At 39.5% G+C, this 20,482-nt stretch carries 21 protein-coding genes and 2 pseudogenes; 12 read left to right on the top strand and 11 right to left on the bottom strand.

Annotated features, from left to right (window positions below):
- Positions 1 to 35 precede the first annotated feature (35 nt).
- Positions 36 to 1,022 (top strand): IS30 family transposase, encoded by a 987-nt coding sequence (locus ABUE36_RS05485; RefSeq protein WP_191982121.1) that lies wholly within the window; start codon positions 36 to 38, stop codon positions 1,020 to 1,022.
- A gap of 106 nt (positions 1,023 to 1,128) precedes the next feature.
- On the opposite strand, the gene ABUE36_RS05480 is transcribed toward ABUE36_RS05485, so the two are convergent.
- On the bottom strand, positions 1,129 to 2,145 hold the full coding sequence (locus ABUE36_RS05480) for an IS30 family transposase (RefSeq protein WP_054644560.1): 1,017 nt from the start codon (positions 2,143 to 2,145) through the stop codon (positions 1,129 to 1,131).
- A gap of 430 nt (positions 2,146 to 2,575) precedes the next feature.
- Between ABUE36_RS05480 and ABUE36_RS05475 the strand changes: the two genes are divergently transcribed.
- The 4 genes from ABUE36_RS05475 to ABUE36_RS05460 are packed head-to-tail and all read left to right on the top strand — an operon-like array spanning position 2,576 to position 6,582.
- Positions 2,576 to 4,456, top strand: a complete 1,881-nt coding sequence (locus ABUE36_RS05475; protein WP_421017310.1) for a phosphotransferase — start codon at positions 2,576 to 2,578, stop codon at positions 4,454 to 4,456.
- Positions 4,449 to 5,393 (top strand): DMT family transporter, encoded by a 945-nt coding sequence (locus ABUE36_RS05470; protein WP_421017309.1) that lies wholly within the window; start codon positions 4,449 to 4,451, stop codon positions 5,391 to 5,393. Before ABUE36_RS05475 ends, ABUE36_RS05470 begins: the two co-directional genes overlap by 8 nt.
- A 17-nt stretch (positions 5,394 to 5,410) precedes the next feature.
- Entirely contained in the window at positions 5,411 to 6,106 is a 696-nt protein-coding gene (locus tag ABUE36_RS05465; RefSeq protein ID WP_421017308.1) for an NTP transferase domain-containing protein, read from the top strand.
- Positions 6,107 to 6,129: 23 nt separating this feature from the next.
- A complete protein-coding gene (locus ABUE36_RS05460) occupies positions 6,130 to 6,582 on the top strand; it encodes a flavodoxin (RefSeq protein ID WP_421017307.1) in 453 nt (150 codons plus the stop codon).
- A gap of 104 nt (positions 6,583 to 6,686) precedes the next feature.
- Here ABUE36_RS05460 and ABUE36_RS05455 read toward each other — a convergent pair whose 3' ends face one another.
- The gene (locus ABUE36_RS05455) at positions 6,687 to 8,003 is read right to left on the bottom strand and encodes a MucBP domain-containing protein (RefSeq protein WP_421017306.1); all 1,317 of its coding nucleotides are present in this window, start codon (positions 8,001 to 8,003) and stop codon (positions 6,687 to 6,689) included.
- Positions 8,004 to 8,328: 325 nt separating this feature from the next.
- Entirely contained in the window at positions 8,329 to 8,532 is a 204-nt protein-coding gene (locus tag ABUE36_RS05450) for a GtrA family protein (protein ID WP_421017305.1), read from the bottom strand.
- Between the two features lie 169 nt (positions 8,533 to 8,701).
- Between ABUE36_RS05450 and ABUE36_RS05445 the strand changes: the two genes are divergently transcribed.
- On the top strand, positions 8,702 to 9,109 hold the full coding sequence (locus ABUE36_RS05445; protein WP_421017304.1) for a GtrA family protein: 408 nt from the start codon (positions 8,702 to 8,704) through the stop codon (positions 9,107 to 9,109).
- Positions 9,110 to 9,171: 62 nt separating this feature from the next.
- Here the strand turns inward: ABUE36_RS05445 and ABUE36_RS05440 are convergent, their stop codons facing one another.
- The 3 genes from ABUE36_RS05440 to ABUE36_RS05430 form a co-directional block, all read right to left on the bottom strand.
- The gene (locus ABUE36_RS05440; protein WP_421017303.1) at positions 9,172 to 10,038 is read right to left on the bottom strand and encodes a YihY/virulence factor BrkB family protein; all 867 of its coding nucleotides are present in this window, start codon (positions 10,036 to 10,038) and stop codon (positions 9,172 to 9,174) included.
- A 116-nt stretch (positions 10,039 to 10,154) separates the two neighbouring features.
- Positions 10,155 to 10,574, bottom strand: a complete 420-nt coding sequence (locus tag ABUE36_RS05435; protein ID WP_421017302.1) for a GtrA family protein — start codon at positions 10,572 to 10,574, stop codon at positions 10,155 to 10,157.
- Positions 10,575 to 10,702: 128 nt separating this feature from the next.
- Positions 10,703 to 11,338: a DNA-3-methyladenine glycosylase gene (locus ABUE36_RS05430; protein ID WP_421017301.1), complete on the bottom strand. Its 636-nt coding sequence runs from the start codon at positions 11,336 to 11,338 to the stop codon at positions 10,703 to 10,705.
- 149 nt (positions 11,339 to 11,487) lie between these two features.
- Between ABUE36_RS05430 and ABUE36_RS05425 the strand changes: the two genes are divergently transcribed.
- Positions 11,488 to 11,688: a hypothetical protein gene (locus tag ABUE36_RS05425; protein ID WP_421017300.1), complete on the top strand. Its 201-nt coding sequence runs from the start codon at positions 11,488 to 11,490 to the stop codon at positions 11,686 to 11,688.
- Between the two features lie 67 nt (positions 11,689 to 11,755).
- Here the strand turns inward: ABUE36_RS05425 and ABUE36_RS05420 are convergent, their stop codons facing one another.
- Entirely contained in the window at positions 11,756 to 12,382 is a 627-nt protein-coding gene (locus ABUE36_RS05420; RefSeq protein ID WP_421017299.1) for a MarR family winged helix-turn-helix transcriptional regulator, read from the bottom strand.
- Positions 12,383 to 12,596: 214 nt separating this feature from the next.
- Here ABUE36_RS05420 and thiD point away from each other — a divergent pair, with 214 nt between their 5' ends.
- Positions 12,597 to 13,403 (top strand): bifunctional hydroxymethylpyrimidine kinase/phosphomethylpyrimidine kinase, encoded by an 807-nt coding sequence (gene thiD, locus ABUE36_RS05415; RefSeq protein ID WP_421017298.1) that lies wholly within the window; start codon positions 12,597 to 12,599, stop codon positions 13,401 to 13,403.
- 67 nt (positions 13,404 to 13,470) lie between these two features.
- Here thiD and ABUE36_RS05410 read toward each other — a convergent pair whose 3' ends face one another.
- Positions 13,471 to 13,770, bottom strand: a complete 300-nt coding sequence (locus ABUE36_RS05410) for a hypothetical protein (protein WP_421017297.1) — start codon at positions 13,768 to 13,770, stop codon at positions 13,471 to 13,473.
- A gap of 112 nt (positions 13,771 to 13,882) precedes the next feature.
- Here ABUE36_RS05410 and istA point away from each other — a divergent pair, with 112 nt between their 5' ends.
- Positions 13,883 to 15,106: an IS21 family transposase gene (gene istA, locus ABUE36_RS05405; protein WP_003555353.1), complete on the top strand. Its 1,224-nt coding sequence runs from the start codon at positions 13,883 to 13,885 to the stop codon at positions 15,104 to 15,106.
- Between the two features lie 9 nt (positions 15,107 to 15,115).
- Positions 15,116 to 15,853, top strand: a complete 738-nt coding sequence (gene istB, locus ABUE36_RS05400; protein WP_014386885.1) for an IS21-like element helper ATPase IstB — start codon at positions 15,116 to 15,118, stop codon at positions 15,851 to 15,853.
- A gap of 272 nt (positions 15,854 to 16,125) precedes the next feature.
- On the opposite strand, the gene ABUE36_RS05395 is transcribed toward istB, so the two are convergent.
- The 3 genes from ABUE36_RS05395 to ABUE36_RS05385 all read right to left on the bottom strand — a co-directional run bounded on the left by ABUE36_RS05395 (position 16,126) and on the right by ABUE36_RS05385 (position 18,994).
- Complete coding sequence (locus tag ABUE36_RS05395) at positions 16,126 to 17,094, bottom strand: hypothetical protein (RefSeq protein ID WP_421017296.1); 969 nt, start codon at positions 17,092 to 17,094, stop codon at positions 16,126 to 16,128.
- A 209-nt stretch (positions 17,095 to 17,303) separates the two neighbouring features.
- Positions 17,304 to 18,116, bottom strand: coding sequence for a hypothetical protein (locus tag ABUE36_RS05390; protein WP_421017295.1), 813 nt, complete (start codon positions 18,114 to 18,116; stop codon positions 17,304 to 17,306).
- Between the two features lie 131 nt (positions 18,117 to 18,247).
- On the bottom strand, positions 18,248 to 18,994 hold the full coding sequence (locus ABUE36_RS05385) for a hypothetical protein (protein ID WP_421017294.1): 747 nt from the start codon (positions 18,992 to 18,994) through the stop codon (positions 18,248 to 18,250).
- Positions 18,995 to 19,600: 606 nt separating this feature from the next.
- Between ABUE36_RS05385 and ABUE36_RS05380 the strand changes: the two are divergent.
- Positions 19,601 to 20,173, top strand: a pseudogene (locus ABUE36_RS05380) (hypothetical protein); the annotation flags it as partial.
- 141 nt (positions 20,174 to 20,314) lie between these two features.
- A pseudogene (locus ABUE36_RS05375) lies at positions 20,315 to 20,413 on the top strand (hypothetical protein); the annotation flags it as partial.
- Between the last annotated feature and the right edge of the window lie 69 nt (positions 20,414 to 20,482).

Raw genomic sequence — 20,482 nt, 5'->3', positions numbered from 1 at the left:
TTAACGACCAAATCAAACAATTCGAGGTATCCGGTATGAGCTATAAACATCTTACTATAAAAGAACGTGAAATACTTATGTTTTTACGAGCTAAGGGGTTATCTATCCGGGCTGTTGCGTTACGGCTGGGGCGAAATCCAAGCACTATTTCACGGGAGTTAAAACGTTGTGCAGGTAATTATTCCCCAAGCAAAGCAGATAATGACTATCATCAAAAGCGGCAGAATTGTCACAAGAAGCGGCTATTAGACAGCCATCCACAATTACGCCGTCAAATTGTTCATTACATCTTAGATCTGCACTGGTCACCAGAGCAGATTACCGCTCGCTTTAATAAGGAACATCAATGGTGTGTTAGCTACAACACAATTTACCGTCATATCTATCAACACAATTTAGGTGAGAAGTACTCCTCACGTGGTGATACCGGTATTCAGCGCCATCTCAGACATAAACATCGGACTCGGCATTCAAAGAATACTAGACGACATCGAGAAGTACAGACCGACTATATCTCGATCCATGAGCGCCCTGGTTTTATCAACCAGCGTCAACGTATAGGTGACTGGGAAATTGATACTGTGATTGGTCGAACGGGTCACTCCATCCTTTTAACGATTGTCGATCGGCTTAGTCGGCTTACGCTTATCAAAAAGGTTGTGCAAAAGGACTCGCAGGAGATAAATAAAGGCTTAGTTGAACTGTTAGGGGCCATTCCTAAAGAATTTGTTCATTCTATTACACCAGATCATGGGACCGAATTTCTTCATCTTGATGAAATCAGCGAAAGGTTAGGTGTTACTGTCTATTGGCCCGATCCATATTCGCCTGAACAGCGTGGAACAAATGAGAATACAAATGGATTAATCCGGGAATATTTTCCCAAGCGAACAGATATTGATAATTATACAGAACAGGACGTTGAACACTGCCAAAAGCAGTTAAATCAACGTCCTCGCAAAGTGTTAAACTATGAAACCCCATATGAAGTATTTTTTGACAAACCGTTGCACTTAGTTTGACAATTCGCCGGACAATAAAAAAGCGGACGTGATAAAAAAAAACGGAACCCGTATTGTCAATCTAAGTGCAACAGTTTCTAGTCCAATCCTATAAGTGGTACACAGCTTAGAGTTCCGGCATCAGTTCCGCCGCACTCCGGTAGCCCAAGATACGACGAGGCCGGCTGTTGAGTGCGTCCTGGAAGCTCTGAATATCAATGATGTCGTAATGGTGGAGTGAGCGACCTTTCGGAATAAACTCTCGTAGAAGGCCGTTCTGGTTCTCATTTGTTCCGCGCTCCCATGGTGAGTACGGATGAGCAAAGTAGACATCAGTTCCTTCTACTGAATCCAGTTGTGCGAACTCACTGCCGTTATCAAAGGTGATGGTGGTGAAGTATTCCGCACCGTAATCATCAATGATGGACTGAAGTCCCACCTTACAGGTACTTGCTTTGTAGTTAGCGAGCTTGATGATGATTTCGAAGCGACTCATCCGCTCTGTCAAAACCAGCAACGCAGGTTCGCTATCAACGCGCTTACCTTTCACTAAATCTCCTTCCCAATGGCCCCCTTGCCGACGGTCTTGAACTTCAATGGGTCTTTCATCAATCGAGGTACCAAGCTTCGTCTTATTGGTGCGGGTATGGGAATGGCTTCGTTTAATTCGCAAGCTGGGTTTGCGCGGTAAGTCGTGGGTCCGTAGTTCGAATCTACCGGCCTCAATATCCCGGTAAACCGTTGGTGTTGAAGGAACAACCTCGTCTGCGTGTTCCCGTTTGAAGGTGTGCACGAAGCTGTCCACACTGTGTACGCGTGGACGTTGCTTGATGGCAGCGGCACAGGCGGCGTAGAACTCGGGGTTCTTCTCAAGCATCGTCTTGGGGCGACACCACTCCCGCCGCTGAGCGTGCAGATAAGCTGCCGTATCAGCAAAGTAAATCAACGCTACCTTATGCCCGGGAATTCGCTGTAGAACGGAGCCACGAGTGATCTCACGCGAAATAGTACTACGAGAGCGGTTGAGTTCGCGGGCAATCCGTGCTTGGGAGAATCCCTGATTGAGCAGAGTTTCAATGCGAACGCGATCAAAATTTGATAGTTGTTGGTAAGCCTTAGAGATGGTACGCTTGATGTTGGTCATGATGTGCCTTTCTTATGTGCTTGGTTGCTTATAAGAATAGGTCATCATGGCCTTTTTGGTCTATTTAATTATGTGTTGCACTTAAATTGTAAACGCGGGAAAAAAAACGGAACCCCAAGTCGAGAAAAAAGTTGAACTATTTGTGCCTGCAAAAATGGATGACTGATACTGAGGGTATTCGCATGCAAAAAAATTATCATAATGGCTGAGAAAGCTTTGAATAAGTCTATGCTCGTATATATCTTGCGGCTTGAGCGTGTCTGTTCCATGATTACCCCTCTATTTCAAGTTAAAAATCGACTGATACTTTGTCATTATACACTGTCATCTATAGACTTACATTTAAGCTTTCAACTTTTGATCGTTTTGACGTATTTCAAAGTTCATGTTAATATTTGTGTGTTCATTTTTTGAACGCAGGGAGAAAAATATGAAAACTATATCTGAGTCCGAATTTAACATTCTAAATACCGTAAACACAGGTAATGCTGAAGGTAAATACTTTAGCCAGCGCAGTCTAGCGCAGCAGACCAATCTTTCACTTGGTCAAGTAAACCGCATACTCGCAAATCTTAAAGATAAACGTATGGTGAATATCTCACGTTTTGAGTCTAAAAACACATATACATTAACGACCTTAGGTGTTAATGCTTTGCAATCGCATACTAGTAGCCTCCACCGTGTTAAAGCATCGACGCTACAAAACGCATCTGCACCTAAAACAGCTGTTATTCTGGCTGCTGGAAAACCAAACAAATCCCAAATACCAAGTTGCTTATTTCAAATTGATGACGATGTAACACCTCTAGATAGAACACTAGCCCTACTAAGGAAAAGAAACTTTACTCAAATTATTGTAGTTGTCGGTTTTAAATCTAAACAAATAGTAGACCATGTGAATGACCCCAGCATAACTTTCATTGAAAACAGAGACTACATGAATACTGGCACCATGAAGTCTCTGTCATTAATAGCTTCAGCCATTAGTGATGATTTTATTATTATCGAAGGCGACACATTGTATGACTCTGCTATGCTTGACGTACTCTTAGAAGCTGCCCCTGCCGATGCGCTTTTGACAGCTAGCCTAAGTGGTTCTGGTGATGAAGCCTTTGTGGACTTTGATTCCCGCGCAAATCTTGTTCAAATTTCAAAAGATATTCGCCAAATGAATCGATTATCAGCAGAAATGATTGGAATTTGCCGTCTATCTTTCTCATTTTTTAAACAAATGCTTACTTTGTATGCTGACAATCAAAACCAGTGGTTAAATTACGAATACCTCATAACACAAGTTGCTTCGACGAATGCATTTCGTTGTTTAAGTACGGACAATTTAAGCTGGATAGATCTTGATTCATCGTCAGATCTAATTAATGCTCAAGAAAACATTTGGCCAGCTATTAAACGTCACGAAAAGATACAAGCATTAGCAGAAGCAAAAGAAAAAGTAGCAAGCGCCTTACAGATTAATGTAACAGACATCACTAAGATGACTTATGCCGGTGGAATGACGAATACAAATTATTCAACGATTATCAATGGTACTGAATACTTTGTTCGAATTCCTGGTAAAGGAACGGAAAAAATGATTAATCGAACAACGGAAAAGCCGAATGCTCTAGCCGCAAGTCAACTAAAAATTAACGTTCCAACTAGGTATATGAATGCGGAAACTGGTATCAAAATTACAGAGACCGTTCCTGGTGCAGTGACCCTTTCTGCTAAAACTTTAAAATTCGAAGATAATTTAATTAAAATCGCTGATATTTTACACCAAGTGCATACATCTGATATGCATTTTAAAAATCACTTTTCTTTTGTTGACGAATGGCATAAATATGAACAAGCCGTGGCAGATTTAAACGCATCATTCTATCCAGGCTATCAAGAAGTGCGGAAAAATGTGTTTGCCGCAAATAAACTGTTAATTGATCATTTAGGCATTTTTGACGCTCCTTGCCATAATGACCTTGTACCGGAAAATTTTATCAAGGACGAAGCCGGAAAAATTTATTTGATTGATTGGGAATATTCCGGACTAAATGACCCTTCTTGGGATTTAGGTGCTCTTTGTAATGAAAGTGACTTTTCAGAAGAACAAATTAATTATTTCCTAGCACAATATTACGGTCGAAAACCACAGAAAAACGAACTAACGAAAGTTAAAATATATATGGCCTTTCAAGACGTTTTATGGAGTACTTGGACAATCGTGAAAGAAGCAAGTGGCGTAGATTTCGGTAATTACGGTATTACCCGCTTTAATCGAGCTAAAAAAACATTAAGCGAGGTACTTAATCTTGCTTAACTGGAACAAAAATCAACGATATGCTGGTGTCGGCCTACTTGGTGGTGCTCTGTGGGGAGTTGATACTGTACTACTTGGAATAGTGCTTGCTGCTTCCCCATTTAGCCAATATGCTAGTTTGGCCCCGTTAATTGCAACCTTTCTTCATGACTCCACTTCAAGTGTTTGGCTACTAATATTGACGGCGATTCAGGGTCATTTAAAAACGTTCTTCCATGCAATAATCTCAAGCAGTGGTCGATGGGTAATGCTTGCCGCACTCTGCGGTGGCCCTATCGGAATGACCGGTTATATTTTGTCAATTCAGTATTTAGGTGCATCTAACACTGCCGTAATTTCAGCAATGTATCCAGCGTTTGGAGTTTTTCTAAGCTTTATTGTGTTTCATACTCATCTATTTAAACATCAATTTTTAGGTCTGGGCATAGCAATTCTAGGTACAATGCTCATTGGCTTTAGCACAGCAACATCAACTAAAGCTTCAATGATAGGGTTCCTATTTGCACTCATGTGTGTCTTTGGTTGGGGAAGCGAATCAGTGATTTCTGCATATGGCATGAAGGATGATCTAGACCCCCAAATAGCACTGTTTATTCGCCAACTAACATCCGGTGTTTTTTACTTTTTAGTGGTGATGCCGCTAATTAAGAATGGCTTTTTTATTGCTGCTAATGCCATCAAATCACCAATTTTTCTTATGTTATTAATAACATCACTATCCGGTACTATTTCTTACCTGTGTTATTATAAGTCCATAAATATTATTGGACCCGTCCAAGCAATGGGCTTGAATATTAGTTACTCGGCATGGGCAATACTAATTGGCCTTTTAACCGGCACACCATTTAATATACGCACCTTTCTAATTGCCCTACTGATTATTTTAGGATCAATACTAACAACTGAACACCCAAAAGACTTTTTCACATTTAAATAAAAAGGACAAACAACTCTATGAATGCAATCATTGTAGCAGCCGGGCTTGGAACTCGGTTCAAGGAATTAACTAAGCATACACACAAATCACTTCTACCAATCAACGGCATTCCAAACTTGGAAAGAACCATAAGGATGTTGAATCAAGCAGATATTCACGAAATTCACATCATTACAGGATACCTGGCAAATCAATTCGATTATCTAGTCAAAAAATTTCCTGGCGTTCAAACCCATTACAACGACAAATACGAATCCTATAACAGTATTTATACATTTAGTAAGGCACTACCTTACTTTGGTGATTCTTTCGTTATTGACGCAGATTCCGTTTTAAAAAACAATGTCTTCACCTTTCATCCCCAGGAAAGTTGCTATTTCACAATATTGCGCACCATTCATGGTACAGAATGGTGTCCGATCACTAATGATAGTAATCGTGTTACACATATCGAGGTTACAGATAAACATATCCCCTCAATGTCTGGCATTTCTTTTTGGAGTAAATCAACAGCAAATGACATTAAATCAGTGTACCCAAATTACATGCAAGATAATGTTTTGACTCAAAAACAGTTATACTGGGATACAATACCAACCAAGCTATTTAAAAAAATAATAATGCACACACACCAGGTCTCGGAAGATTCTATGTACGAAATGGATACACAGGAAAATTACAAAACCATTCAAAAGCTTCTTAGCACTAATTAATACCGGAAAGTAGGTTTACTTGTATGAAAGCCATTGTAATTTATGCTACTATTACAGGCAATAATGAAGACGTTGCAGACATTATCGTGGAAGCACTTGAAGATCTTGACGTGTCAGTCACGGAGTCTGAAATTTCTCAAACAGACGCGCAAACATTACTATCCACAGACATCGTTGTGGTTGTTCCTTACACTTATGACGAAGGCTCACTACCCGAAGAAGGACTCGATTTTTACGATGACCTGCTTGATATGAAATTACCACAAACAGTTTTCGGAGTTGCTGGATCAGGTGATGTGTTTTACGGAGACGACTATGGCGTCGCCGTGGATAAATTTGAAGAAGCCTTTATTAAAACAGGCGCCATTAAGGGCAGTCAATCGGTAAAAGTCAATTTATCTCCAGATGAATCGGATATCGAAAAACTAGATACATTTGCCAAACAATTAACTCAAGCCGTTGAAAAGAAATTGTAGTCGCTAATCGTGAAAGTCAAAAGAAAAGGTCATACAGAACTCTTCGGTAAAGAGTTCTGTATGACCTTTCCTTTTGACAAAAAACGGTTGTGATTATTTACCTCTCATTTTCCGAATAAAAATCCACAATGCAGCAATCCCAACACCGTCAGTAGACGCCATGACAACGTTTTCTTTACTAACTTTCGGCAAATTCTGTAATACTTCACGTCCAAGATTTTTTTATTAGAATCGCCGCGCAAAACTTTTTTAATTTTCTTGTTTTGGGCTACGACGCTTTCAACCTGTTTGTTTTTCTCACTAAGTTGTCTCGGTGTCTGTGTATTCTCAGTCGTTGCAACTTGAATAGTTGTGTCAGAGCTACTACTACCTAAATTGCTTGTTTCATCAACAGTATCACTAGACATTGAAGAGCTGAACGAAAAAGAAGTAGACCCTGATTTCAAGCTTGAAACCTCATCATCAGACTTTGTTGTATTACTCTTTGCATCACTAACCTGCACATTGCTAGTGTCAGAATTAGAAGTGTCAACGCTAGACTGTTGTTGATTTTGGGTCGCACACGAAGTACTGGACTCATTGCCACTACTATTTGAATCTGATACACCGCTTTCACTGTCAATACTGTTTGAAGCATTGGAAATTATTTGCGAGGTAGAAGTTGACGCCGAATCTGAATCTTGAGAATCCAAGGACGACGACGTTACTGAATTGTCATCATTACTGTTTCTAAAATAGTTAATGGTGATTGTTTGTGACTTACCAAAGACACCCGAAATCACATTAGAAGAGCTTTTAAACCCATTAATGGTCGGGACACTTTGCTTATACGCATCCCCTAAAAATCCGTTTAGCGTTGTGTTGGGTGAAATGTCAGAGCCATTGCCATCTACGTATTTGATTGTAACTGTTACTGTAGGATCATAAATCAAAGAAATATCTATTGTTTCATCCGAATTCGAAGAATTATCGTTTATTATAGACAGTACTGCATCTCGAATATTGTCACTATTAGGCTGCTTGCCCATTAACAGTGAAGACAAAGTAACATTCTTATTCACACCGCCTGCAGATACTCTAACGATACTTTGGTTCGCCTGTATTGCATATCCATCAAAGTTGCGAATAATAGGTAAGATTACTTCGTTTGAATTAGTCGTTTGTGTTGAAGTGTCTGCCATTTTCTTACCAGGAACGTTACCCTTCTGATATCTGACAGTTTCCATTATTTGAAAATTTGTTCCAAGCAAACTACTCGAATCAGCCGAAACACTGCTACCTACTTCAGAACTAGATAGAGATTCACTATCTGCCTGTACATTTGGCGACATGGTGAACACGAGACCAAATGTTAAAACAAACAGAAAAACAGCACCAAACTTGACAGTTAAACGTGATTTTAGTAACTTAATGGCTTTCATGTGTCCACCTCCTCACAATTATTTCTCTACCTATAAGAGTAACACGTTTGTAACATGTTGTAACCAAATGTGCCCGTATTTAATGCTGTTAATCACATTTTGTTGCTACAAATACACAAATAATTATTCATCTTCGACACTTTTGAAAATATACCACTTGTTAAAGAAATAGTTGGCTACAATCATTAAAACTTGATCAATCAGTTTAACTAAAATCTCGTTACCATTCATTAAACCAACACCCACATACATTATTGCAACGTCAAAAATCGAAGTCAGTCCTCTAAGAAAGAAAAAATATTTCTCGCATTACTGCTACAAGCCTTTACTTATACGATGCAAGGACCCACAGTTTGTCAGTAACATACGCAAAAAGAACTGACAGTATCCAAGCAATCACATTGCCACATTGGTAATTCCAATGTACTACACTAGCAAATAGTACGAATGTAACAATATTAACTAATGTGGTCAGGCCTCCAAAAAACAAATATGAAATAACCGACTGATACTTAAAAAAAACCAACACATCGATTCAAAAAATTCATAATATTATTGCCCAATCCCTCTTCTGATCTTTGTGATAGTACTACTATTAGTACAAATATGATATACAAAGCTTAAAAATCACAAAAAAATTATTATCTTTTCCATAAAGATGATAAAGTTAATATTATTTCAAAGGGAAAATCAGTCAGATGACGAAATGGATTAAAATGCATCAATCAATAATCGAATATATGGTTTGGGGAACGTGCGCTTTTTTCATCAACCTCTCGGTGTTCACTGTCCTAGATGTTTGGACGCCAATGAACTACCAGTTTGCCAACATTCTCGGTTGGATTCTGGCAACAACATTTGCTTTTTTTACAAACAAACTTTGGGTATTTGCTACTCCAACAACTGGTTTCAAATCTTTAATGAAAGAAATGTGGTCATTTTATTTCTTTCGTATTTTGACGCTTATCTTAGATATCGTAATCCTGTTTATTGGCATTACTTTGTTCAAGGGAAATGACGTTCTCGTGAAATTAATTGACCAATGCATCACAAATATAGCTAATTATTTTTTTTCACGCTGGTATATTTTTAAAGCCGTTAAATAATATTTTCTTTAGACGTAGCAACTATATTTAGTAGTCATTAGTGAGCTTTTGTACAAAAAGCATTATTCTTTTTGAAATATCTTTGTGATCCAATGCAAAGATTGACGGCTCTCAATAATTTCACCACTAAAATACTCCTGTAATGTCGCGTTCAAAACCGATCCTGTCAAAATAATTACTCCAGAAAAATCCAACCACATCATAATTACAATAACCGACCCCACCGTTTTGTAAGTGGTTACTGATTTTGCAAAGTAATCCACATAGAGTGAAAACAACTGCGACAACAACAGCCATATAATTGTTGATGTCAATGCCCCTACCCATACATATCGCCATTTTAAATGCGCATTAGGCAAAAAGTAATAGAGTAATAGTAATAAAATAAATAACAATCCAAGCGTTACTGGCCATTTCAATGAACTCACAACACCTGTGATATTACGACTTAAATGTAATAATGGCGTCAATTGTTTAACGACAACTTGTCCTAAAGTAAAGAAAAGAATGATAAAAGCCATGATTATAATCACTAAAATCATCCACAAGAAAGAAAACAAGCGATTTATTATTGCATTTTGATTTTCACCGACACCATAAGCTTGATTCACAGTTCTTTGAAATGCTGCAACAACCTGACTGGTGGACCATAATGCCACGACAGCACCAATTGATAATAAACTACCACTACCTCGTTGCAAAAAAGACAAAATTGATGGGGCTAATGTTTTATATACATCTGTAGGAACGGCCGTTTGTAAATAATCCAATACAGTTCTTGCATTAATACCGAATATTGGTAACAAATTTCCAATAACAATGACAGCTGGAAAAATCGAAAGTAACGAGTACCAAGCTAATATAACCGCCGAATTACTTACTTGTGCATTACCAAACCGGCGTAAAAAGATTCTGAAAAACCGTTTCATAACATTTCCGCTCTTTCTACTCAAATTTCCATTACTTTATTAAAACACAACGCAATAAAAAACGAAAAGAGCATGCCCATGAAACGGACACACTCTCCTATTACTGAACAAATGATCTAAATATCGTTCGTTTTAAATATATACCATTTACTGAAGAAGTAATTCGACACAACTACAATAATTTGATCAATAATCTTCACTAACATCGCATTTCCATGCAAAACTGAAATTCCGACAAACATAATAATCATTTCGAAAAACAATGTTAGGATGCGAAAACCAAAAAAGGACAACATCTCCTTAAAAATAGCAGTAAAGCCAGATGCCTTAGAAGAGAAAACCCATAACTTGTTTGTTACGTATGCGAATAAAACCGCAATAATCCAAGCCCACACAGTCGCCACTTGATAATTCCAGTGCCACCAATAATTGGCAATCCCAAACGTGATCAAATTAATGACTGTTGTGAGACCACCAAAGAAAAGATAGGCAATTTGCGCTTGATACTTCTTAAACAACTTTATTAATGTCGCCATTTAGAAAACTCCAATTTAACTTAATTAAACAACTAACATAACAATTTACGACTTTGAAGGCCATCTGTCGACCCTTCATTAACAAAACTTAGGTAAATATCAGTTTTTGCTGCATTAATGCAACTCTTTCAGTTTGCTTTCCAACCTCGAGTTGTCCAATCCATTTCTCGTTTTCGCATCCTTGACACATATGGATTGCCACCAACATAAAAACGCAACTCTCGATCATGCCAGTTCCCTTCGCTGACACCGATACGTGCTGAACTAACGATTTGTTGAGGTTGGTGTTCATCGTCCTTATTAAGGGCAAATTGTGATTGATCCAAATGTGTATTGTTAAAACGCAAACTGACAACACCCATTGCCGCGGTCATCTTAGCAGGTCCATTAGTCAGCTCAACGCCGGCCCTCGGTCGATTTTGTGTCATCTGTTCAATCCCAATTGTCGGCTCAATGGCCCGAAGTAACACCCCTTGTGGCGTTCCAATTGATTGACAAATAAGATTCATCAAAATCGAGCCACGCATCGTATAGAAATATAGCGTTCCTGCCTCATCAAACAGGGCCGCGTTTGCCTTACTTTTACGATGTCCAAAAGCATGTGCTGCCGTATCCTGATCGCCTAAATAGGCTTCTGTTTCCACAATAACTCCGCCAACGATACCGCTGTCTGTTTTCCGTGTTAAAGTAACACCTAACAAATCTTTCGCAATTTTTTCTGTTGGCCGACCAGTGAAAAAGTCTGCAGTTAATACTGGCATCATGCACTATCCCCCAAATATAAAAGTTGTTATTCTCTAAGAAATGAAACCATTTTTTCTTAGAATTCCGTTTTCTACTTACCAGTATGATACAACATAGATGGAGCAAATATTTATCACATTTTGTCAACATAATACAAGGGGGATTTATCATGCAACGCGATGATTCACTTATTGTTTGGATTTCTGGCAGTGTGTTACCACTCATCATTCTAATTGGTCTGTTGTACGGTTTGATTTCCGGTCAAGTCGTCACTGGTTTAGTTGTTGGCATTATTGCCGGTCTCCTTTTGGCCGGAACAGCATTTATTTCATTCACAATGTTAGAGGATGCCTTCGCACCCAAACCCTAGCCTTAGCTATTATATGTATCAAATAACGACCATCAAATTACGATGGTTGTTATTTTTTATGAATGATTTAACGCCACATGCCATTCATCATATTCATACTATTCTGACCAAAGTCACCATCATGATGACGACGATCAAAGCCATGTTCTCTTAGGCCAAAACCCTCATGACCGCCAAACGAACGCCGTCCAAAATGGCCATTACCGCCAGTGAAAGAACCAAAGTCTTCCTCTGGAGCGTCACCCATCTCAGCTAACTTATCCTTCAACGACCCATCTAGTTTGGCTAACAGTTGTTGTAGTTGGGTAGATTCTTCATCAGTCAAACCATCAAATAAACCACTCAAGTAATCATCATTTGCTTGTTGACGCTCCGACAAACGTTTGCGACCAGCATCAGTTAAAGCAACGTGTGTGACACGCTTATCATTTTCATCTGGCTTCCGCTCAATTAGATCATGTTCGGCTAATTTACTCAGCATTTCAGATAGCGAAGACGGACGAACATCCAGCAATTCAGCCAATTCACTTTGCGTTACATTATCGTGATCCGCAATGAGTTGCAATAACCGTCCCCGACCAAAACCATGATGCCGTCCATGGTTCATACCACGTGTGGCAAAACCATAGCGTTGCATTTGTTTCGTTAAATCCATTAAAGTACGAAATAGTTCATTATTATTTTCTGTTGTCATAATTTTCCTCCACTTAGGGTTAGTTAGGCACCTAATATCGGCTATTATATAGGTACCTAACTATTTGTCAACACTTCCGGCTTAATCAAATAAACGTCGGACATTATTGGTCATTTGTCTGTCTCACACCCAAATCGGTAAAAAATGCTGTCGTCTCCTATTTGGTTTGTGCTAAGCTAACTACAATATCAATCAAAAGTGAGGTTTTTGCGAAATGGCAAACGAATTTCCTCAAGTAGTCACTATTGCCGGGTCTGACTCAGACGGTAGTGCTGGCTTGCAAGCTGACTTAAACACTTTCTTCACGCGTAATGTTTATGGAATGTCGATTGTTACAGCCTGCGTTGCCGGTAATTCTTATGGCATTCAAGCCTCAACATCTATGCCTGCCGACTTCATCAATCAACAATTTACATCATTAGCTGACGATTTCGATTTAAGAGCCGCTAAGACCGGCATGCTGGCTGACGCTGAGTTAATTAGTAACGTCGTTTCCAATTACAAACGCGTTAACTTTGGTCCATTAGTTGTCGATCCAGTGATTGTGACTAAACATGGCGCAATGTTGCTTGAAACTACCGCTTTTGAAACTCTTCGTGAACAGCTAGTACCCTTGGCAACTGTCATCACGCCAAACTTCTTTGAAGCACAAAAATTAGCTGACATGACAATCAAAACGGATGACGAAATGTTAACTGCCGCTGAAAAGCTTCAAAACATGGGCGCTAAAAATGTGATGATCAAAGGTCAACACAGTGATGCATCACAGACCGAGGTTCGCGATCTTGTCCTATTAGAAAGCGGCGAACATTTCTGGCTCAGCGCGCCCTATGTCCACACTGATAGAGTTAATGGCACTGGTGACTCATTGTCTGCGTGCATTACAGCTGAACTGGCTAAGGGACAAACGGTTAGAGAAGCAATTACTATCGCGAAACAGTACGTTAATGTGTCCATTGCAAATCAAATTGCGGTTGGTCATAAATATGGGCCTATCAATCATTGGGCATTTCAAAAATAAAAAAGACGCCTTGCAAGGCGTCTTTTTTCGATCTCAAATATTAATCATAACAGAACAATAAATATGGCTATTTTGCTTGATGCAGTTCAGAAAGAACCTTTTTGGCATTATCTACTGGAACCAGTAGCACGGGAAAATCATTTTCGTTCCATTCCAACCGTGGTTCAGACTTAACAAATTGAATAATGCCAGCACGCATAGCCTTTAACATCAAACTAACTATTTGTTTACTTTCAAAATTTGGTTTCCCCATTTCAGCTATATAAGAAATCGATCGAGCTTTTTTGTTTTTTAAAACCTTTTTGGGTTTTCCGTTACTTTTAACTGCTTGTAATAAATAATCAATAATTGCATCGTTTTCAATCATTTCAATACTGTAAAAGGCACCCGTAAAATGTAGGAAAACGGCAGGTTAGAACTGTTGGTTTTCCTACATTTTTTGTATCATGAATCACATCAGAGTGTAGGAGGAATTTGATGTGAGACGTGATTTAAGAGAAGGAGTGACGATTTACGTGACTGAAAATATTAAGCCTAACTTCGCCGAGATTGCCCGGCAATATAATGTTGATTATCGAACCGTTAAGAAAGCCTATGAGGAAGTCAAAGCTGGACTTAAGGGCCGACCAAGTGGTCGACCGAAACGGCCAAGTTTACTGGATCCATTCAAGCAAACCATCGATTCAAAGCTTGAACTAAATTGTTCGGCTGCTTCAATTTTTAAATTTATCCAGAAGAAGGGCTTTACCGGCAGCTATACCCTCGTGAAAGATTATTGTCGCCAAACCCGCCGAGAACGAGTTAAGAAAGCTACCATTCGGATTGAACATTCCCCTGGTCTCTCTGCTCAAGTTGACTGGAAAGAAGAAATGGCCCTAGTGAGCAGCGAGGGTGAGCTGTTTAAATTCAATATTTTCTTGTATGTATTGCCTTATTCAAAACTCAAATATATGACACTAACCTTTGATCGGAGCCAAGATACCCTCTTTTCTTGCTTACACGACGCTTTCCTTCATACCGGAGGTATTCCGACGGAAATCTGGTTTGATAATATGAAAACCGTTGTGGATCATACAAAATCCCAGTTTGGCCACGCTGTCTTTAACGAACGGTTCCACGAATTCTGTAAAGATGCCGGTTTCACACCAATTGCTTGTCGACCATTCAGACCACAAACTAAAGGTGCAGTTGAAGCCCTTGCTCGCACGGTTGAACGTTTACGGCCATACAATACTGAATTTGCTGATGGAACTGAGCTAATCGAACTAGTTCATATGCTCCGAGATGATCTAAATCATGAAACTTCGCAGGCCACGGACGAAGTCCCGTACCTGAAATGGTTAGACGAAGAAAAAGAGTACCTTCATCGCGTTCCAGTTAATCTCCTTGAACCATACTTCGAAGAAAACATTACCCGTGTCGTTTCGAAGGAGGCCATGATCAATTTCCGCAAATGTAAGTACTCAGTAGATCCGCGATACATTGGTTGTACGGTTGCTGTTGAAATCTCCAATGATGAGCAGCGCATTCACATTTATTATAACGGAGAAGAAATTCGTACGCACTCCATAACTACCAATTCGCTGAATTATGACCCCCAAGATCAGTTCAATATCCTCAAATCTGATTTGCTTAAAGGGCGGACAGATGAAGACATTTCAGCTTACATTCGTGAACATATGACTGATTACGACAACTTATAGGAGGCTACCATGACCACTAATAATCAAATTCTTTTAAATAATCTTGAGCGCTTAGGGTTAAACAAAATCCGTGAATACTTGCCGAATTACCTTGATCAAATTCACACTGATAATCTGTCATTAACTGAGGCGCTAATTGATTTAACTAATTCGGAACTCCAGAATCGACACGAAGGTCAGATTGCACGGGCCATTGGCCGTGCTCGGTTCCCCAATACAAAATCCCTAGATACATTTGATTTTAGCTTTCAACCCAGTATGAATCGCCAAGAGGTTCTGGAATTCCAGAATCTGGCTTTTATGGAAAAGTCTGAAAACTTAATCTTTATTGGCAATCCGGGAGTCGGTAAAACCCACTTGGCAATTAGTATTGGGATTGAGGCCTGTAAACAGGGCTGTCGGGTTCTCTTTATTAATTGTCATGAGCTGTTGATTAGATTGAGAGCAGCTTACGAAAAAGGACTGCTTGATCGATCTCTAAGCCGCTATTCGCGCTATGACCTATTAATTATTGATGAAATTGGGTATTTGCCAATTGGTCACCAAGAAGCTAACCTCTTATTTCAGCTAGTCAATGCCCGCTATGAAAAGCATTCAACGATCATTACCAGCAATAGTGATCTATCCGCTTGGGTTGATATTTTCCAGAACCCAACTGTGACAGCAGCCATTCTCGATCGCTTGGTTCATCATGTTCACGTAGTGAAGATCACTGGTAAATCTTACCGATTACGTGGCCTCAAGTAACTGCCGAAAACCTACATTTCTTTCTGCCGAAAACCTACATTTTTAAACTGCCCTTGACACAATACCAACTCCCGGAGGTTTTTCATATACTCCAATCCCATAAATCAACTATATAATCACCGAATTATAATGTAAACAAGTTTTCTACAGAATGCGCTTATATCACATGGTATTAAGAATATTATTTCACAATGTTCAACAATAATAAAAAAGGATTCAATAATCGCTTTGCTACTGCGCAGCGACTATTAAATCCTTATTTAATACTCCAATCAATTGGCATAACCTTGCCATGCACCACTGTGCTCATCAAACATATTTTCTCGCCCGTCAATATATCTTTCTCCAGTTGTCATAAAATCATTATAGAAGTAATACCACGCTCCGTTGATTTGACGCCAACCATTTGCTAAATGGCCAGATCCATCAGCATATACCCATGCTTCATTGTCTGCTGACCATGCCCAACCATCATGGAGCATAGCACCATCAGGCTGCATATAGTAATCATATGTTTGCCAACTAATTTTGCCGGTTTGCATTGCGCCCATATTAGATTCCGAGTAGTACCAAGTGCCATTAACCTCAAACCACCCCTTAGTTAAAGCACCATTTACTGGTGAATAATAATACCACTGATAATCATGACGCCAACCGGTCACCATAGAACCATTTGGATTAAAGTAATATTCGATACCGTTGACATTGGTCGTTCCCGTCTCCATATCACCATACTCATTCAAATAATACCAAGTGTTGTTAACATCATTCCATCCGGTTTGCATTGCTCCACTGGGACTAAAGAGATGCCAATCACTACCGTAGTACTGCCAACCAGTCATCATGCGACCATTGTTTGGACTAAGATAGTAATTTGCACCACCTATATTGTGTTGACCAGTTTGCATTTCACCTACGTCATTGAAATAATACCAAGCACCATCAATATATTGCCAACCTGTACGTGTTGCACCATCGTTACCAAAATAATACCAGCTATAGTCGATATTCCGCCATCCAGTGGCCATGACTCCAGAATAATCGTCCAAAAAATACTGACGACCATTTACATTCTGCCAGCCTTTGTCCCATGAATTTCCTCCCTCAGACCAAAGATACCAACCAGATGGATAGCTCCACCAACTATCAGCGCTAACTTTAATTTCTGAAGCACCAGCAGTTAACCCAGCCGACACAGCAATTAAAGCAAGATACTTTAACAGCTTTTTATTGGTTTTCATTCTATAATTCCCCCTAAAATAACTGACCTTTACATAGATAGAATACTCGGTTGATTACAAAAAAAGAAGCCTTTTTTCCTAAAGTGGAAAAAAGGCTTTATCTAAGAACTCTCTAAAAGGGTCAAATTCTTAATTTGGGTTCAATCTATCTATTCCGAAAATCGCCTTATATGCATAACAGATTCTTCAAAAGCACCTAAATTCAACGATTACTTTTTGAACGCAACACCGCTTGCGGTAATTTGCCAACCATCTACAACACCATCCGTCAGCATATCACCACTACCATTCAAATAATACCAATTATTGTTTATATACTGCCAGCCTGTTTGCATGCGACCATTAGAATTAAGGTAGAACCAGTTATTGTTAATCATTTGCCAGCCAGTTAACATCTGACCGTTGCTGTTGAAGTAAAACCAACCATTATCTACATATTGCCAACCAGTCTGCATTCGACCGTTTTGATTTAGATAATACCAATTACCATTGATTTGCTGCCAGCCTGTTTGCATTTGACCGTTACTATTGAGGTAAAACCAGCCATTGTCTACAAACTGCCAGCCAGTCTGCATGAGACCATTCTGATTTAAGTAATACCAATGTCCATTGATTTGTTGCCAGCCTGTTTCCATATGACCACTTGCATTAAAATAAAACCAGCCATTATCTACGTACTGCCAACCCGTTTGCATTATTCCAAGCGAATTAAAGTAATACCATTCTCCATCAATTGCATTCCATCCAACTGCACTTGAGGATGCTGGCTCATAAATGAAATCGGAATTACCATTCGTAGGCAACTGTGCAATCCATTGGTAGCGCCAACCATCAGAGCTCTGTACCCAATCACCGCTAAGATCAGCGACCTGAAAGTAACTTTTTGCTGGGTTAGTATTGGTAAATTGTCTAATGTCAAACTGTCCTTCTTGATTATCTTCTGCATGTACACTAGCGCTACCAACCAAGGCAATTCCTAATACGCTACTAGCAATAATAGCTTTAAATAAATAGTTCTTCATACAATATCGAACCTTCCGCGTTTTATTCCCCTCGTTTTTATTATTGCACGATAAGTACTAATGAAGCAACAATGCATAATCGGAACGCTGGGCCAACCCCTCAGCTGCGAACCAAAGATAAGGACTTGGTTTTACTTTTTGAATGCCGCACCACTGGCAGAAATCTGCCACCCATCGACGACTCCACTATTTTGCATCTGACCGTTTGTGGTCATGAAATACCAGTTACCGTTAATATATTGCCAACCTTTTTGCATGTATCCATTGTTGTTCAAATAATACCAACTGCTATTTATATACTGCCAACCAGTCTGCATACGGCCATTGGAATTAAAGTAGAACCAGTTATTGTTAATCATCTGCCAGCCTGTTAACATCTGACCGTTACCGTTGAAATAAAACCAGCCGTTGTCTACAAATTGCCAACCAGTTTGCATTCGACCGTTTTGATTTAGGTAGTACCAGTTACCATTGATTTGCTGCCAGACTGTTTGCATTTGACCATTAGTATTGAAATAGAACCATCCGTTATCCACATATTGCCAACCGGTCTGCATCACACCATCAGGTGCAAAATAGTACCAAGTGCCACTGATAAATTGCCAGCCAGTAGCAAGCGTGAGTGAATCCGTCTCTTCCACTATCGGTCCTTGGTCTCCCGAGACGCTTTCATATTGCCAGCCATTAGGTGATTTTATCCACTTACTATAGGCAAATGGAATCCATGACCCCAATTCTTCCTTAGGTACTTCTGGCATCAGCACATTCCATGCGCTATTTGGATCGATAGTAGAATTCGCTTTGGCATTCACGCTTAAAAATGAAACTGGTACTAGTGCGGTTGCGAAAACAGTCAATACTATTGAATGAAATTTCATTTTTGTTAACCTCTTTGTATTATTGTCTTAAGCATACTTATTATGCCACGATAAGATTGTATCGGCAAAACACTTACCCATTTGCTAAATCAAATCGTAAGATAGATAGAAATACAAATTAATAATTCGCAGTGAGTTATAGCGGCACTACATTTTTCCCTTTCTCATTTATGCGGTTTATTATTAGACATCTCCAATTTTTTTGCAAATCTAAGATTACTAAATTCCCGTAAAAGTTAGCAATTAAGCGGTGTAAAGCCCGTTAGCTTGCCTTTAGAAGCGCTCACATATTATTATTGTTATATAAAAAATAAAGATTGGTAAATCTTGTTGAATTTATAAAACAGCTTCCTCACTGCCACTTAGTTGTTAATTCGCATGAAACTACCAGTATTCATTTTTTGATTTTAACTTACATAAGGAAGGCAAAAGTTTATGAATCGTTCTACAAAAAAAGTCAAATCACTAATGATTCCGGCCATAATTTCATCTGCTTTATTTTTAGGTGGGACCACAATCAGAGCCAATGCAGACAGTTGGTGGAGCTACCCCTCCGGATGGTATCTATGGGACGACAGTACACACGTTTGGAAGCAAAATTGGCAGGTTATGAATGGTAGTTGGTATTATTTAAATGGTAGCGGTCTAATGCTGACTGGATGGCAAAATGTTAACGGCGGTTGGTACTACTTGAATGGCTCAGGCCAAATGTTGACTGGATGGCAAAGTGTCAACGGTAGCTGGTATTACCTGAATGGCTCAGGTCAAATGCTGACTGGATGGCAAAGTGTCAACGGTAACTGGTACTACTTGAATGGCTCTGGCCAAATGCTGACTGGATGGCAGAGTGTCAACGGTAGCTGGTATTACCTGAATGGCTCTGGCCAAATGCTGACTGGATGGCAGAGTGTCAACGGTAGCTGGTATTACCTGAATGGCTCTGGCCAAATGCTGACTGGATGGCAGAGTGTCAACGGTAGCTGGTATTACCTGAATGGCTCTGGCCAAATGCTGACTGGATGGCAGAGTGTCAACGGTAGCTGGTATTACCTGAATGGCTCTGGCCAAATGCTGACTGGATGGCAAAATCTCAACGGTAGCTGGTACTACCTGAATGGCTCAGGCCAAATGTTGACTGGGTGGCAAAATCTCAACGGCAAAAATTATCAATTCAGTAATTCTGGTAACTTAGAAACAACGTCGACGGCTAACCAGGGCTCATCCAGTACTGAGACAAATCAGTCAAAAGGCGGTTGGCAAACATCCGGTGAAGTCACAAGGTATTATGAACCAAATAGCTACCTTTCAGTCACAGGCAACCATAGAATTGATGGTCAAGAGTATCATTTTGATTCGAATGGTGTTTTACAAAAGGGGACTTTTACAGACAAAGAGAATAATTATTATTTTTCTAATCAAAAGGGCCAGCTACAAACTGGATGGCAGACAATCAATGGACTCACCTTTTACTTTGATTCAACCAGCTAT

Source organism: Furfurilactobacillus cerevisiae (genome assembly GCF_048961765.1).
GTDB classification, from domain to species: domain Bacteria; phylum Bacillota; class Bacilli; order Lactobacillales; family Lactobacillaceae; genus Furfurilactobacillus; species Furfurilactobacillus milii_A.
This window is presented reverse-complemented; position numbering and strand designations above follow the sequence as displayed.

Bases quoted from the DNA above. Each gene is read 5' to 3' on its own strand.
- ABUE36_RS05475 (WP_421017310.1), top strand. From the start codon at position 2,576: ATGAAAACTATATCTGAGTCCGAATTTAACATTCTAAATACCGTAAAC.
- istB (WP_014386885.1), top strand. From the start codon at position 15,116: ATGACCACTAATAATCAAATTCTTTTAAATAATCTTGAGCGCTTAGGG.
- ABUE36_RS05425 (WP_421017300.1), top strand. From the start codon at position 11,488: ATGCAACGCGATGATTCACTTATTGTTTGGATTTCTGGCAGTGTGTTA.
- ABUE36_RS05410 (WP_421017297.1), bottom strand. From the start codon at position 13,770: ATGATTGAAAACGATGCAATTATTGATTATTTATTACAAGCAGTTAAA.
- ABUE36_RS05440 (WP_421017303.1), bottom strand. From the start codon at position 10,038: ATGAAACGGTTTTTCAGAATCTTTTTACGCCGGTTTGGTAATGCACAA.
- ABUE36_RS05485 (WP_191982121.1), top strand. From the start codon at position 36: ATGAGCTATAAACATCTTACTATAAAAGAACGTGAAATACTTATGTTT.
- ABUE36_RS05430 (WP_421017301.1), bottom strand. From the start codon at position 11,338: ATGATGCCAGTATTAACTGCAGACTTTTTCACTGGTCGGCCAACAGAA.
- ABUE36_RS05460 (WP_421017307.1), top strand. From the start codon at position 6,130: ATGAAAGCCATTGTAATTTATGCTACTATTACAGGCAATAATGAAGAC.
- ABUE36_RS05465 (WP_421017308.1), top strand. From the start codon at position 5,411: ATGAATGCAATCATTGTAGCAGCCGGGCTTGGAACTCGGTTCAAGGAA.
- thiD (WP_421017298.1), top strand. From the start codon at position 12,597: ATGGCAAACGAATTTCCTCAAGTAGTCACTATTGCCGGGTCTGACTCA.
- ABUE36_RS05455 (WP_421017306.1), bottom strand. From the start codon at position 8,003: ATGAAAGCCATTAAGTTACTAAAATCACGTTTAACTGTCAAGTTTGGT.
- ABUE36_RS05445 (WP_421017304.1), top strand. From the start codon at position 8,702: ATGACGAAATGGATTAAAATGCATCAATCAATAATCGAATATATGGTT.
- ABUE36_RS05420 (WP_421017299.1), bottom strand. From the start codon at position 12,382: ATGACAACAGAAAATAATAATGAACTATTTCGTACTTTAATGGATTTA.
- ABUE36_RS05480 (WP_054644560.1), bottom strand. From the start codon at position 2,145: ATGACCAACATCAAGCGTACCATCTCTAAGGCTTACCAACAACTATCA.
- ABUE36_RS05385 (WP_421017294.1), bottom strand. From the start codon at position 18,994: ATGAAATTTCATTCAATAGTATTGACTGTTTTCGCAACCGCACTAGTA.
- ABUE36_RS05435 (WP_421017302.1), bottom strand. From the start codon at position 10,574: ATGGCGACATTAATAAAGTTGTTTAAGAAGTATCAAGCGCAAATTGCC.
- ABUE36_RS05390 (WP_421017295.1), bottom strand. From the start codon at position 18,116: ATGAAGAACTATTTATTTAAAGCTATTATTGCTAGTAGCGTATTAGGA.
- ABUE36_RS05395 (WP_421017296.1), bottom strand. From the start codon at position 17,094: ATGAAAACCAATAAAAAGCTGTTAAAGTATCTTGCTTTAATTGCTGTG.